The following is a 12,849-nucleotide window of genomic DNA, read 5'->3' on the forward strand; positions in this document are numbered from 1 at the left end:
GCGGTGAATGCTGCTTATTGTTCGGTGATGGCAAGGCGCACACCAAGGGCGATGAACATCGCCCCAAGGGAGCGTTGCAGCCACGCGCCAATCGCGCCATTGCCCTTGATGCGAAGGGCCGCCGCCCCGACCAGAAGCACAATTGCACCTTCGACCACAAGCCCGATCAGATTGACCGTTGTGCCGAGAATGAGAAACTGCAGCGCGCCGTGTCCCTGTTCGGGATGCACGAACTGCGGCAAGAAGGCCATGAAGAAAATGGCGACCTTGGGATTAAGCACATCAATCATCGCCCCCTGTCGCCATGCCTGAAAGGCGGTGACGTTATGGGCCGTGACGCGAGCGGATGCGATGTCGTCTATGTCTGAGGCGGAGGAGGATTTGGCAAAACTGCTGCGCAGCGCGCCAATGCCGAGCCAGACCAAATAGGCAACCCCAACCCATTTAACGATGGAAAACGCCAGTGCCGAGGTCGCGAGAATGGCGGAAAGACCAAGGGCAGCAGCAAAAACATGGACAAATGCGCCCGAAACCACCCCGAAACTTGAGAAAAAGCCGATTTTGCGCCCATGCACCGCCGTTTGACCGATAATATAGGCCATATCAGGCCCCGGCGAGACATTCAGCAGCGCGGCCGCGATCAGAAACGGGGTATATTGGACCAGAAGGTCAAGCATCACAGCAAATCTCGTGCGTAATAGACCAAATCAATCTCAAGCGGTTTGCCGCCCGCCTCAAGCAGCATGGACGACAATTGCCCGCGATGATGGGTTTGATGGTTGAACATATGCCCCAAAATCAGATCACGCGGCATGGTATAGGCCCCGGCCGTGACCGACTGATAGGTCAGATCGCTGGTCAGGACGTCTTCGGTCAGGCCTTCAAGATACGCGATAATCGCCTGATCCTGTGCCTCACGCGCGACCCGCAGATCGCCAAAGGCATCAAACAGGATGGTATCAAGCGGCATGACTTCGGGCGCACCCAACAACCGCGACAACCACAGACGATCAGCCACCAGAAGATGGTTCAGGGTGCGCATGATCGACGGGAAGAATGCGGTGCGCGGCTCATACAGTGCGTCGGCGGGCAGGATGGCACAGGCCGCGTACAGATGACCATTGGCCCAATGATTATAGCCCGCCATGCGTTTGAAAAAGGCGACGCCGTTCATGTGCTTTCTCCGTTCGTCTTTTATCGTCTGGGTTCGTCTTTGCGCGTTTTCAGTCTAACACACCACCGTCAGGCCAACGATCATGTCAGCAGTCAGACACCGGCTTGTTTGGGCTTGTCGTCGCAGACCGGTTCTGGCGCCACTTGTGCCAAGACAAGTGATGCCGGTTTGGGCATGCGTTTGGTCAGGATAACCACATTGCCCAGCATCGTCAGCCCGACACCCAGAATGATGTTACCGGTCCAGATGAAATCTTCAAACCATGTCGAAAGCAAAAGAGCCACCACCGGAAACATCACCGAACTATAAGACGCGCGGTCCGGCCCGATTTTTCCCAGCAACGTCAAATAGGTACCAAACCCGATCACCGAGCCAAACAGCGCCAGATAGACAAGGGCGGCAAGGAACGACGGGCTGGTATCAAACGTCAGTGGCACACCAGAAACCGCGATATAACCAAACAGCATGACGGTGCCATAGAGCATGCCAAAGGCATTGGCCTGCATCACCGGAATGCGGTGCGCGTGATTGCGTGCCGAGGCCATATTGCCAAGCGATGCGATGTAGCTTCCGGCCAGAGACAGCAAAAGCCCGATGCTGCCGCCGGTTGCCAGATCAAAGGCGGCCAGATCGCGGGCAAACACCAGCGAAATCCCGGCCATGCCCAGAACCGCGCCAATCACGGTGCGCGTTTCAGGACGGCGATGGAAAAAGATCGCGCCATTAATCATATTCATGATGACGATGGTCGAAAACACCACCGCCAACAGCCCGGAGGTCAGATGGATACTGGCGATATAGATCAGCACATAGTTAAACGAGAACAGGCAGACGCCAAGGGCGGCCATGAACAGATGGTCCCGCCGCGAGAAGCGCATTGGCAAGCGGCGCAGGCCACACCATGCCATCAGGATCAGGGTCGCCAGCGCAAAGCGATAGGCAACAGCGGCCTCGGGGGCGACGGAGAGCTGAAACTGGATCGCAATCCAGGTCGATCCCCAGATCAGAACAACAACCGCATATAAACCCAGTATGCCCATGACGGACTCCAACAAAAAGTGAAGCGGTAATCTAGGGCAGAATCACGGGATTCACCAAGCCAGCATTTTTGATCATGGCATTAGGTGGACTAATGCCAACACCCTGTTTGACTTATCATCAACCAGCCCCGGCCACCCCGCATAGCATGCCCGACATCAGGCCCGTTTGCCATCATCGGCCGGGGTATCGGGGTCGGAGTTAGCATCGGGATCGGTGCCGACAGTTTTATCTGTGGCGCCGAGATCGTGTTGGGTGTCGTTATCGTCGTCATGCGCGGCATCGAGGATGCCTTGCTGGTCGGCCTTTGAGGTGCTGCCGATTTGCAATGCGGCGTTTTTCTCGTCGCGGCGACGTTTTTGCCAGTCTTTCCAGATGCTGAGAAGTTCGCTGCGCGACTGGAAGATCGGGATATTGCGTTTGGGTTTGGCAATCTGTTGTTCGACCGCCAGCCCGACGTCCGTCACACCATGTTCATCATCGGTGCGGCGCACGATCAATTCCACCGTGCCATAGGCAATCCGGTCCCCCAGTTCGAGCGTGTCGGACAAATCACGTTCAAGGATATCTGCAACCGTGAGGTCAATGTCGTCCTCGGCGACCGCAAAGCCATACAGACGGCCGATATCGGCAATCTGGGTTGTCGCCGGGAAGCTGAAATCACCAAACAGTTCGACGTCATTGGCCCCCTCGGCCGGACCGGCAAACAATTGATCAAGCAATTCGACATGACGCGGCGGGGTGATGATATAGACCTGATCGCCACCTTGGATCGGCCCGGCACTGTGCGGGCGAAGCGACGTGCCATCGCGCAGGATCAGGCTGGGCCGGGCCCAGCGCGGAATGCGTTGGCCGGTTGCAACCGCACTGGCATCATGCACACGATAAATAACGACTTCCTGATTGGCATTGCCGGGCAATTCAAGATCAATACGGTCGACCGGACCATGACGCGGCGGCACAATAATGCCCAACCAGCGCGCCATCCGCCGGATCGTCCAGCCCTGAAGCAAAAGGGATGTGATCACAACGATAAAGGCAGTGTTAAACAGAAGCTGTCCTTCGGGAACGCCTTCGACCATCGGCACAATGGCCAACAGGATCGACACCGCACCACGCAACCCGACCCACGAAATAAACGCGGTATCATTGCGCGAGAAGTTAAAGAACATCAGGCACAGCCATACCGCGACCGGGCGGGCGACAAACACCAGAACCAGTGCCAAGATGACACCGGGGATGATCACCGCACCAAATTCCGACGGGGTGGCCAAAAGACCGAGGGTGACAAACATCGCAATCTGGGCCAGCCATGTGGTGACATGCTGGAACCGTCGAACGCCGACGCTCATTTTCATGTTGCTGTTGCCGGCATATAGCCCGGCAACATAGACCGCCAAAAAGCCGCTGCCGCCCAGAATGCTGGTCGCGCCAAACAGGCTGAGTGCGCAGGCCATGGTAATGATCGGCACAAGCCCCGGCTCAAGCTTGACCCGGTTGATCATTTGCACCAGCGCATAGCCGCCCGCCAGCCCAAAAATCGCACCCAGACCGATTTGCAAGACAAAGCGTTGTAGCAGTTCAAAGGCAACATTGTCCCCACCGCCCAGCACGATCAGTTCTACCAGCGAGATGGTCAGAAACACCGCCATCGGGTCGTTCGAACCCGATTCGACTTCGAGCGTGCTGCGTGTACGATCACGCAGATTGATGCCGCCGACCCGCAGAAGGAAAAATACCGCCGCCGCATCGGTTGAACTGACAATCGCGCCAAACAGAAGGGCCACCAGCCATGGCACACCAAGGACAAGCCATGTAATCGCACCAATGACACCGGTGGTGATCATCACCCCGAATGTGGCCAGCACAAGCGAGGGGGCCGCAGCAATTTTCAATGTGCGTCGCTGGGTTTCAAAGCCGCTGTCAAACAGGATCAGGGCAAGGGCGATGGAGCCGATGAAATAGGCCAACGGCGCATTGTCAAAATCAATGCCGCCAATGCCGTCTTCCCCCGCGCCAAGGCCGACAAACAAAAACACCAGCAGCAAAGGGGCGCCAACGCGGAAGCTGACCAGACTTGTAAAAACGGCGACAATCACCAGAATCGATGCAATCAGGATAACCAGATTCATCGAATCAATCATGTTTGTCCCCTTTACCTTGGTTGCGTTTTTGCCATTTGTCTGGATCGTTATCGGCACAAAACGACATTGTTACGGCAACAATGGCTTTGTGCGCGATGATCTGATCGCCATTAGGGCATGAATTTATGAATATATGCCTGCAATCAAAAGCATTTCTCCCGCATAGGATTGTCATCAGTCAAAACAGGAGAATATTTAGTTACTTTCGGCCTGCGCCGGAACAAAGGCTGTTTCCTTTGCCGTTGACAGGGCAATCTCCGGCAATACTTCCAAAATACCGCCAAGTTCCTTGATCGTGTCGGTGATGAAGCTTTCAAGATGGGCGGTATCGCGCAGGCGCAATTTCAACAGAAAGTCAAACCGCCCGGTCATGTGATGGCATTCAAGAACCTCATCGGCCTTGATCAGTGATTTCACCAGTTTTTTATTGCCTTTGGCCGGATCGGTCCGCAACCAGACCATGGCGGTCAATGCCCGTCCGATGGCGTGCGGATCAACCGCAATCTGATAGGATTTGATAATTCCCTGATCGCGCAATTTGCGCACGCGATCATTCACCGCAGAGACCGACAATCCGACCCTTGTCCCAAGGACCGAATAGGATAGTGAAGCGTCTTCCTGCAAAATATCGATCAACTTGCGATCAATCGCATCCATTAAACTTCCCCCTGATGCATTCCTGTCGAGTTGCTTGATCTTACACGAAAATCAGCGGCCCGAGAACATTTCACCCCAAAGCAATGCGCCAGACTGTGAAATTCGCGTGACGATTAACCGCTATTGACTTGCGGCTTCTCGCTTTTGCCGTTGTGAAACTGCGAAGCAACATTACTCATACCAATCGCCTAACACGATAGCCTTGCCGGTTGGAAGCCCCGGGGGTAACCGATTGCGGCAAGACAGCCCCGCCGATTTGTCATACAATATTGAAAGATATATAGTTTCAATTCAATGCCCTGCCTGCCACCCGATATCGCCCCCCCCATTTTACCCCTATAAGGGTTCTGCCCCCGATGCAGCCTTCGCCCCCGACTGCCCCGACTGAACATAATGCCCTGCGTGGTACCCTGCTTATGATTGGGTCAGCCTTTTGCATGGCGACGATGGCGGTGTTGATCCGCTATGTCACGCAAGATGTTCATCCGTTCGAAGCCGCCTTTTTCCGGAACCTTTTCGGTTTGGTTCCGATGGTGCCATGGATATTGACCCATGGGCGCACCGGGTTAAAAACCGAACGGTTTAAACTGCATTTCCTGCGCGCCGCCCTTGGCCTTGGCGCGATGCTGTGCCTGTTTTCCGCCCTTGCCATCACCCCGACGGCACAGGTGATTGCGATTAACTTTACCCTGCCGATCCTGACCACGGTATTGGCGGCCCTCATTGTACGCGAGGTCGTGCGTGCGCGCCGCTGGAGTGCGGTTGCCATCGGGTTTGTTGGCGCGATGGTCATCATCCGCCCGTTTGGACAAAGTTTCGAGACCGGCGCGATTTTGGCCCTGACAGCGACGCTGTTTATGGCGGCCGCCATGACGACGGTTAAGATGCTGTCGCGCACCGAAAGTGCCAATGCCATTGTCACATGGATGGGGCTGATCATGACGCCGCTATCGTTCTTGCCAGCGCTTTATTACTGGCAGACACCGACACTTTGGCAGTTTGCCGTGCTGCTTTTGATGGGGGGGTTCGCCACCGCTGGACAGCAGCTTCTGGTGCGGGCCTACCGGGCGGCGGATCAGTCGTATGTGATGATTTTTGACTTCCTGCGCCTGCCGTTTGTGGCGGCAATGGCCTTTATCATGTTTGGCGAAGTGGTCGATATCTGGACATGGGCCGGGGCGGCCTTGATCATTGGATCGGCCCTTTATATCGCGCGCCGCGAGGCAGTTCTGGCCAAACAGGCCCGGATTGAGCCGCGCCTGCCGACCAGTGCGCCCGCCGACGCACAAGCCATTCCAGTGACCAGAGAGGACCGAAACATCGCGTCGGAAAGAAAACCCGATGCGTAGTTGGTATGCGGGCCTGCCCCCCTATTTACAGGCGACGGTCTTTGCCCTGATCGGGACGGTAATGGCGGCGATGTCATCGGTCCTTGTGCGGTTGGCGACAGCCGAAATTGATCCGTTACAGGCGGTTTTCTTTCGCAATTTCTTTGGCCTGATCATGATTGCGCCCTTTGCGCTTCGATCCGGGGTGATGCAGCTTAAAACCCATCGACTGCCGATGTTTGGCCTGCGCGCCTTATTGTCGATGGGGGCGATGAGTTTCTGGTTTTCCGCCCTTGCCTATTTACCGTTGGCCGAGGCGACGACGCTTAATTTTACCGTGCCGTTGTTTGGGACGTTTCTGGCCGCGATCTTTTTGCGTGAAACCATTCGAAAGTATCGCATTGCCGCCCTTTTGGCCGGGTTTATCGGGGTTCTGATCATCATTCGGCCCGGCAGTGAGACCATGCAACTGGCAAGCCTTCTTCCGATTGCCGCCGCCCTTTGTATGGCGTCGGCGGGATTGACGATCAAGTCGCTGTCAAAAACCGAAAACAGCACCACCATTGTGCTTTATATGATGCTTTTGATGACGCCAATGACCTTGATCCCAGCCCTTTTTGTCTGGCAAACGCCGGACTTGCCAACGCTTGGCCTTTTGGTCGGGGTCGCGGTTTTTGCCAACATCACACAGATTTGCAACACCAATGCGTTCCGGCTTTATGATTACAGCTTTGTGGTCGGGTTTAACTATCTGCGATTGCCGATTGTCGTTGGCATTGCCTTTGTCCTGTTTGGCGAAGTGCCGGAAATCTGGCTGTTGCCCGGTGCGGGGCTGATTATCGGATCGGCGTTGTTCATTGCACGCCGTGAAGCCAAACTTGCCAAAGAAGCCAACCGCATCAACCGCGGCCCGACGGCCGCCACCAGCGACATCGAACCGCCGTCAAAACGCCGATAAACCCGCGCAGAACGTCAGGATCGCCAAAAATGAAAGCATGGTTTGACCGCCAGCCCAACACGGTAAAGGCCAGCTTTTATGCCCTGTGTGCGGCCATCCTTGCGGCGTGCTTTACGCTGACCATCCGGTTTGCCACGGCGGAAATTCATCCGTATCAGGCGGTGTTTTTACGGTTCTTTTTCGGTGTCATCCTGATTGCGCCGATGGTGCTGCGCAAAGGATTGGCCGAACTTAAAACCACGCGCCTGCCGTTGTTTGGGGTGCGCGGGGTGTTGTCGGCTGCGGAAATGTGCCTGTGGTTCATGGCGGTTTTGTATTTGCCACTGGCCGAGGCCACCACGCTTAACTTCACTGTGCCGCTGTTTGGCACCATACTGGCCGCCGTTGCCTTACGCGAAACGGTGCGCGCCCATCGCTGGATCGCGGTTGTGGTCGGGTTTGTCGGGGTTGGATTGATTATCCAGCCGGGATCAGATGCGATGCACCCGGCAAGTATCCTTCCGATTGCGGCTGCCCTCTGCATGGCCTGTGCGGGCATGATCACCAAACGGCTGGTGGCAACCGAAAGCACCACGTCGCTTTTGTTTTATCTGATGATCATCACCACCCCGGTGTCGCTGATCCCGGCCCTGTTTGTCTGGCAGACACCGAGCCTTGAGGCCTTGGGCCTGATGGCGGTTGCGGCATTGATGATGAATGTCATGCAGATGTGTAATATTCAGGCGCTGAGGTTGGCCGATTACAGTTTCTTTGTCGGGTTTTCCTATTTACGCCTGCCGATCATCGCCATTCTGGCATTGGTCCTGTTTGGCGAAGTGCCCGATATCTGGATTTTGCCCGGTGGGGCGATGATTGTCGGGGCGGCGATTTATGTCGCCGTTCGGGAACGCAAGCTAGCCGCAACCAGTGCCCAAGCAACACAAATCCCGGCACAAGACCCGCAAGCCGCGACCATCACTGGCGAACAAACCAAAGGCCTTTGATGCCATTGCCCCGTGTTTTGCCCCTACTTGCAATAGCCCTTGCCCGGTAAAGATATAATTTGGTATAGAAATACCAATTAAAAGATTTCTGAGGAAAAAGGGAGGCTTCACGTCATGCAGGTCAAGGGATCGATTGCCATTGTCACCGGGGCGGCGTCCGGGCTTGGTGCGGCCACCGCCGAGGTTTTGGCCAATGCCGGTGCGAAGATCGTTGCATTTGACCTTAATGAAGATGGGGCCAAAGCCACGGCAGACAAGCTTGGTGGGGTTGGTTTTGGTGTTGATGTTTCGAACGGTGACAGTGTTGAAACCGCGATCAAGGCCGTGGTCGAGACTGTTGGCATCCCGTCAATTCTGGTCAATTGCGCGGGGATTGTGCACGGTGAACGTATTGTCGGGCGTGACGGACCAGCCGACCTTGCGGCGTTTTCAAAGGTGATCACGGTCAATCTGATTGGCACATTTAACATGATGCGGGTCACCGCTGATGCCATGAGCCGCAATGAACCATCCGATACGGGCGAGCGCGGGGTGATTATCAACACCGCGTCCATCGCCGCATTCGAAGGACAGATTGGACAGGCCGCCTATGCAGCATCCAAGGGCGGTGTGTCTTCTCTTACATTGCCAGCAGCGCGTGAATTATCCCGCCATGGGGTCCGGGTCGTGGCGATTGCGCCGGGCCTGTTTGGTACCCCTATGCTGATGGGATTGCCGGGTGAGGTTCAGGAAAGCTTGGCGGCCAATACACCATTCCCCAAACGGCTGGGCGATCCAAACGAATATGGCCGGTTGGCGTTGCATATCTGTGAAAATCAGATGATCAATGGCGAAACCATCCGTATCGACGGCGCGGTCCGGCTGGAACCGAAATAGTCCCGCACGGTTCCACCCTACATGACCGCAGCCAGAACACCCTGCCGATCCCACACCGGCAGGGTGTTTTTTTTTGTGAAAGACGATGATGTTAAAGCATGTTGATCTGGCAATAGATTCCCGCCTTCGCGGGAATGACGATCAGGGGAAGATGGGGCCCCCCCTGCCCGTCGCGTGCGCGCACGCCGTTATTTATCAACAACCGTATTGCAGAAGGTCGCAAGGTCAATGTCCTTGGCCGTCACGCCCCCGGCATCATGGGTGGTCAGAGTGACGCCGACTTTGTTGTAGACATTGAACCATTCGGGATGGTGATCCATTTTGTCGGCCATGATCGCCACACGGGTCATGAACCCGAAGGCGGAATTGAAATCGCCAAACATGTAAACGCGGCCAATCGACAGGCCGTCTTCGGCAAGATCCCAGCCCGGAAGGTTGGTCAGGGCGGTCTGGATTGCTGCTTTGTCGAGTTTGCTCATGTGTTTTGCTCCTTGTTTTTTATCGCGTCATTGAACCACAAAAGCGCGATTAACCCAACAGGGCCTGTACCTTGGCGCGCAGGACCGGCAAAAGATCGGTTTCAAACCACGGGTTCTTTTTCATCCATGCGGTGTTGCGCCAGCTTGGATGGGGCATGGGCAAAATACCCTCGGGCAGATAATCGGCAAACTGATGCACGGTCTGGGTCATGGTTTTGGCCCGGCGTTTGCCAAGATAGTAACTTTGCGCATATTGCCCGATCAGAAGGGTTAATCCAATGTTGGGTAAATGCCCCAGCAGAGCATCATGCCACGTCGGGGCACATTCCGGGCGGGGCGGCAAATCGCCACCGCGCGCCATGCGGCCGGGATAACAAAACCCCATTGGCATGATGGCAAGTTTGGCCGGGTCATAGAAATCATCAACCGGCAGCCCCAGCCAGTCGCGCAATCGATCCCCCGACGCATCATTCCATGGCAGGCCGGTTTCATGCACCTTTGTCCCCGGCGCCTGCCCGATCACCAGAATGCGGGCCGATTTTGCCATGCGGACAACCGGGCGCGGCCCCAATGGCAAGCTGTCGGCGCAAATCGCACAGGCCCGCACATCAGCCAGCAGGGCATCAAGGGCCACGTCCCCGCCGGGCGGGTCAATTTCAGGCAGTTTTCCGGGTTTTAGTCCGGGCATGGGTTATTTTACCTCGGAATCCTCGATGATCCATTCTTCGACCGTCGCATCATTGTACCATGCCGTCATATCAGGCAGGGCAAGGATGGTTTCCATATAGGCATTGCCCACCGGATCGAGCGTCACGCCATAGGTTTTAAACCGGGTGACCACCGGCGCATACATGGCATCGGCAATGGAAAAGTGGCCAAACAGGAAGTCCCCGCCCTGCCCATATTGGGTGCGGCAGGTTTTAAAAATCTCGCCAATGCGGGCGATGTCGGCATCGACACCGGGACCGCGCCCCAGACCGGGCAATGATTTACGGCAGTTCATCGGCATGTGGCTGCGCAACGGGCCAAAGCCGCCATGCATTTCAAGCGATACGGCGCGCGCAATCGCACGGATATCCATATCAAGCGGCCAAAGCAGGGTATCGGGCTGGGTATCGGCGATATATTCAAGAATCGCCATGGCTTCCCAGATGGTTTTGCGCCCATCGAAAAAGGCCGGGACCTTGGCGGTTGGCGAAAACACCGGCGCCTGTGCGGCGAAGGCATCGCTGCGCAATTGAACGAGTTTTTCCTCAAATTCGACACCGGCAACTTTGAGCCCCAGCCAAGCCCGCAGCGACCAGGACGAATAATTTTTATTGCCGATATAAAGGACGGGAAGCGTTTCCATGGCGGAGCCTTTTGACCAATGGGGTTGCGATACAGCGTTACTATCTTTGCTTTGCAAAGCCGGTTCAAGCACCCATGCGGGGAATTCTTTTCCCCAATTGCCCAAAGGCCATGGCAGCCGTAAGATCACGGAATATATCTTGCACTTGGCATCTTACGATGGAAGGCGGGCGGCATCACCGCCGCATATAACGCCCTTGAGCATAAGTAACGCCAGAACCACGTCACCAGCAGGGAAGTCATACATTGTACGACCACATTATCGCACTTGATACATCCGCAAACCCGATCACCATCACCCCGATTGCCGAAGGCGATTTTACCGCGTGGCTTGCCGATCAGCCAGCCAATACCAAGGCATGGATTGCCGCCAACGGCTATGAGGCAAAGCGCGGGACGCATCTGGCGTTGCCGGCAAACGGCGGCGGGCTTGGCACCGTTTTGGTCGGTTACCTTGATGATGCCAAAGCCCTTTGGGACTTTGCCGCACTGCCCATGGCCCTGCCCGAGGGGACCTATGCGTTTGAGGATGGTTTTGCGAAAAATGCCGAGCTTTATGAAAAGGCTGCCCTTGGTATCTACCTTGGGGGGTATCGGTTTGACCGGTATCGCAAGGATGATGGCAAAAAGGACAAACGTGCGAAAATCGCCCTGCATGACATCACTGCGACCAAACGGGCCGAGAATGTTGCACGTGGCATCGGACTGGCGCGTGATTTGATCAACATCCCGGCCAATGACATGGGCCCGGCCGAACTTGAAGCCGCAGCAAAGCATCTTGGCGCGGAATTTGGGGCCAAGGTCAGCGCGATTGTGGGTGAAGAGTTGCTCAAGCAAAACTTCCCGGCCATTCATACGGTCGGGCATGGCAGTGACCGCGAACCGCGCCTGATTGATTTGCATTGGGGCGATCAAGACGCACCAAAAATCACGCTGGTCGGCAAGGGGGTGTGTTTTGATACCGGCGGCTATGACCTCAAGCCATCAAGCAACATGTTGCTGATGAAAAAGGACATGGGCGGTTCGGCACAGGTTCTGGGGCTGGCGCGCATGATTATGGCCGCAAACTTGCCGGTCCGGTTGCGTGTGCTGATCCCCGCGGTTGAGAACATGGTGTCGGGCCGGGCCTATCGCCCAAGTGACATTTTGCAAACCCGTAAGGGCATCACGGTTGAAGTTGGCAATACCGATGCCGAGGGGCGGCTTGTCCTGTCTGATGCGCTGACTGAGGCCGCATCGGAAGACCCCGACATGCTGCTTGATTTCGCCACCCTGACCGGGGCGGCACGTGTGGCGCTTGGCCTTGGTTTGCCGGCGCTGTTTTCCAATGATGATGATCTGGCCAATGGGTTGATGGAAAATGGGCTGGCCCTGCATGATCCGATGTGGCGGTTGCCATTATGGGATGAGTACCGTCCGATGCTTGATAGCAAGGCGGCCGACATGAACAACATTTCCGGCAGCCCGTTTGGCGGTGCGATCATTGCCGGTCTGTTTTTGGATCGGTTTGCCGATGGGGCAAAAAGCTGGGCGCATATTGATTTGATGGCCTGGAACCCGACCGACCGACCGGGTCGCCCAACCGGTGGCGAAGCGCAGGGAATTCGGGCTGCCTTCAAGCTGATCGAGGATCGTTTCGGTAAGTAAACTAAACCCAAGAGCCTTTTCCCTCTGGGCTTGATCGATTTTGTTCGTGCTTGGCGAAGTGTTTGGCAAGGCACAGCGCGCAGAACGATGCGGCGCATCGTTCAAGCGGTGTAACGATGCGAAACATCGCCAAACACGAACCCTTCGGGCCGGGACCTTCTTCTGCCCCGCAGCGTCAATGGTCTTGACCGTAGCACCGCTACGCTCTGCGATCA

General features: G+C 56.0%; 13 protein-coding genes. 5 read left to right on the top strand and 8 right to left on the bottom strand.

The window, feature by feature from the left end:
- Nucleotides 1-14: 14 nt before the first annotated feature.
- From K355_RS0113340 to K355_RS0113365, 5 genes are all read right to left on the bottom strand, one after another.
- Nucleotides 15-677, bottom strand: coding sequence for a LysE family translocator (locus K355_RS0113340; RefSeq protein WP_022732651.1), 663 nt, complete (start codon nucleotides 675-677; stop codon nucleotides 15-17).
- Entirely contained in the window at nucleotides 677-1,174 is a 498-nt protein-coding gene (locus K355_RS0113345) for a DinB family protein (protein ID WP_022732652.1), read from the bottom strand. Before K355_RS0113345 ends, K355_RS0113340 begins: the two co-directional genes overlap by 1 nt.
- Nucleotides 1,175-1,266: 92 nt before the next feature.
- Nucleotides 1,267-2,214 (bottom strand): DMT family transporter, encoded by a 948-nt coding sequence (locus K355_RS0113350; protein WP_022732653.1) that lies wholly within the window; start codon nucleotides 2,212-2,214, stop codon nucleotides 1,267-1,269.
- 156 nt (nucleotides 2,215-2,370) lie between these two features.
- Nucleotides 2,371-4,356, bottom strand: coding sequence for a potassium/proton antiporter (locus K355_RS23985; RefSeq protein ID WP_022732654.1), 1,986 nt, complete (start codon nucleotides 4,354-4,356; stop codon nucleotides 2,371-2,373).
- 195 nt (nucleotides 4,357-4,551) lie between these two features.
- Nucleotides 4,552-5,013, bottom strand: a complete 462-nt coding sequence (locus K355_RS0113365; RefSeq protein WP_022732656.1) for an Lrp/AsnC family transcriptional regulator — start codon at nucleotides 5,011-5,013, stop codon at nucleotides 4,552-4,554.
- A gap of 356 nt (nucleotides 5,014-5,369) precedes the next feature.
- Between K355_RS0113365 and K355_RS23990 the strand changes: the two genes are divergently transcribed.
- The 4 genes from K355_RS23990 to K355_RS0113385 all read left to right on the top strand — a co-directional run bounded on the left by K355_RS23990 (nucleotide 5,370) and on the right by K355_RS0113385 (nucleotide 9,158).
- The gene (locus tag K355_RS23990; RefSeq protein ID WP_022732657.1) at nucleotides 5,370-6,362 is read left to right on the top strand and encodes a DMT family transporter; all 993 of its coding nucleotides are present in this window, start codon (nucleotides 5,370-5,372) and stop codon (nucleotides 6,360-6,362) included.
- Nucleotides 6,355-7,299: a DMT family transporter gene (locus K355_RS0113375; protein WP_022732658.1), complete on the top strand. Its 945-nt coding sequence runs from the start codon at nucleotides 6,355-6,357 to the stop codon at nucleotides 7,297-7,299. Before K355_RS23990 ends, K355_RS0113375 begins: the two co-directional genes overlap by 8 nt.
- A 29-nt stretch (nucleotides 7,300-7,328) precedes the next feature.
- A complete protein-coding gene (locus tag K355_RS23995; protein ID WP_022732659.1) occupies nucleotides 7,329-8,282 on the top strand; it encodes a DMT family transporter in 954 nt (317 codons plus the stop codon).
- A gap of 114 nt (nucleotides 8,283-8,396) precedes the next feature.
- Nucleotides 8,397-9,158 (top strand): SDR family NAD(P)-dependent oxidoreductase, encoded by a 762-nt coding sequence (locus K355_RS0113385; RefSeq protein WP_022732660.1) that lies wholly within the window; start codon nucleotides 8,397-8,399, stop codon nucleotides 9,156-9,158.
- A 188-nt stretch (nucleotides 9,159-9,346) separates the two neighbouring features.
- Here the strand turns inward: K355_RS0113385 and K355_RS0113390 are convergent, their stop codons facing one another.
- Genes K355_RS0113390 through K355_RS0113400 form a run of 3 tightly spaced genes read right to left on the bottom strand, consistent with a single transcriptional unit; the run spans nucleotide 9,347 to nucleotide 10,988 of the window.
- Nucleotides 9,347-9,637 carry a 4a-hydroxytetrahydrobiopterin dehydratase gene (locus K355_RS0113390; RefSeq protein WP_022732661.1) on the bottom strand — a complete coding sequence of 97 codons (291 nt, stop codon included), beginning with the start codon at nucleotides 9,635-9,637 and terminating at the stop codon, nucleotides 9,347-9,349.
- Between the two features lie 49 nt (nucleotides 9,638-9,686).
- Nucleotides 9,687-10,325: a uracil-DNA glycosylase family protein gene (locus K355_RS0113395; RefSeq protein WP_022732662.1), complete on the bottom strand. Its 639-nt coding sequence runs from the start codon at nucleotides 10,323-10,325 to the stop codon at nucleotides 9,687-9,689.
- A 3-nt stretch (nucleotides 10,326-10,328) separates the two neighbouring features.
- Nucleotides 10,329-10,988, bottom strand: a complete 660-nt coding sequence (locus tag K355_RS0113400; RefSeq protein WP_028791592.1) for a glutathione S-transferase family protein — start codon at nucleotides 10,986-10,988, stop codon at nucleotides 10,329-10,331.
- Between the two features lie 245 nt (nucleotides 10,989-11,233).
- Between K355_RS0113400 and K355_RS0113405 the strand changes: the two genes are divergently transcribed.
- Nucleotides 11,234-12,634, top strand: a complete 1,401-nt coding sequence (locus K355_RS0113405) for a leucyl aminopeptidase family protein (protein WP_022732664.1) — start codon at nucleotides 11,234-11,236, stop codon at nucleotides 12,632-12,634.
- The last annotated feature ends 215 nt before the right edge of the window (nucleotides 12,635-12,849 follow it).

The sequence above is a fragment of the Thalassospira lucentensis MCCC 1A00383 = DSM 14000 genome, from assembly GCF_000421265.1.
Taxonomy (GTDB): Bacteria; Pseudomonadota; Alphaproteobacteria; order Rhodospirillales; family Thalassospiraceae; genus Thalassospira; species Thalassospira lucentensis.

What these genes read in the sequence shown, in the direction of transcription:
- K355_RS23985 (WP_022732654.1), bottom strand. Translation starts at nt 4,356, where the DNA reads ATGATTGATTCGATGAATCTGGTTATCCTGATTGCATCGATTCTGGTG.
- K355_RS0113350 (WP_022732653.1), bottom strand. Translation starts at nt 2,214, where the DNA reads ATGGGCATACTGGGTTTATATGCGGTTGTTGTTCTGATCTGGGGATCG.
- K355_RS0113345 (WP_022732652.1), bottom strand. Translation starts at nt 1,174, where the DNA reads ATGAACGGCGTCGCCTTTTTCAAACGCATGGCGGGCTATAATCATTGG.
- K355_RS0113385 (WP_022732660.1), top strand. Translation starts at nt 8,397, where the DNA reads ATGCAGGTCAAGGGATCGATTGCCATTGTCACCGGGGCGGCGTCCGGG.
- K355_RS0113340 (WP_022732651.1), bottom strand. Translation starts at nt 677, where the DNA reads ATGCTTGACCTTCTGGTCCAATATACCCCGTTTCTGATCGCGGCCGCG.
- K355_RS23995 (WP_022732659.1), top strand. Translation starts at nt 7,329, where the DNA reads ATGAAAGCATGGTTTGACCGCCAGCCCAACACGGTAAAGGCCAGCTTT.
- K355_RS0113365 (WP_022732656.1), bottom strand. Translation starts at nt 5,013, where the DNA reads ATGGATGCGATTGATCGCAAGTTGATCGATATTTTGCAGGAAGACGCT.
- K355_RS0113400 (WP_028791592.1), bottom strand. Translation starts at nt 10,988, where the DNA reads ATGGAAACGCTTCCCGTCCTTTATATCGGCAATAAAAATTATTCGTCC.
- K355_RS0113375 (WP_022732658.1), top strand. Translation starts at nt 6,355, where the DNA reads ATGCGTAGTTGGTATGCGGGCCTGCCCCCCTATTTACAGGCGACGGTC.
- K355_RS0113390 (WP_022732661.1), bottom strand. Translation starts at nt 9,637, where the DNA reads ATGAGCAAACTCGACAAAGCAGCAATCCAGACCGCCCTGACCAACCTT.
- K355_RS23990 (WP_022732657.1), top strand. Translation starts at nt 5,370, where the DNA reads ATGCAGCCTTCGCCCCCGACTGCCCCGACTGAACATAATGCCCTGCGT.
- K355_RS0113395 (WP_022732662.1), bottom strand. Translation starts at nt 10,325, where the DNA reads ATGCCCGGACTAAAACCCGGAAAACTGCCTGAAATTGACCCGCCCGGC.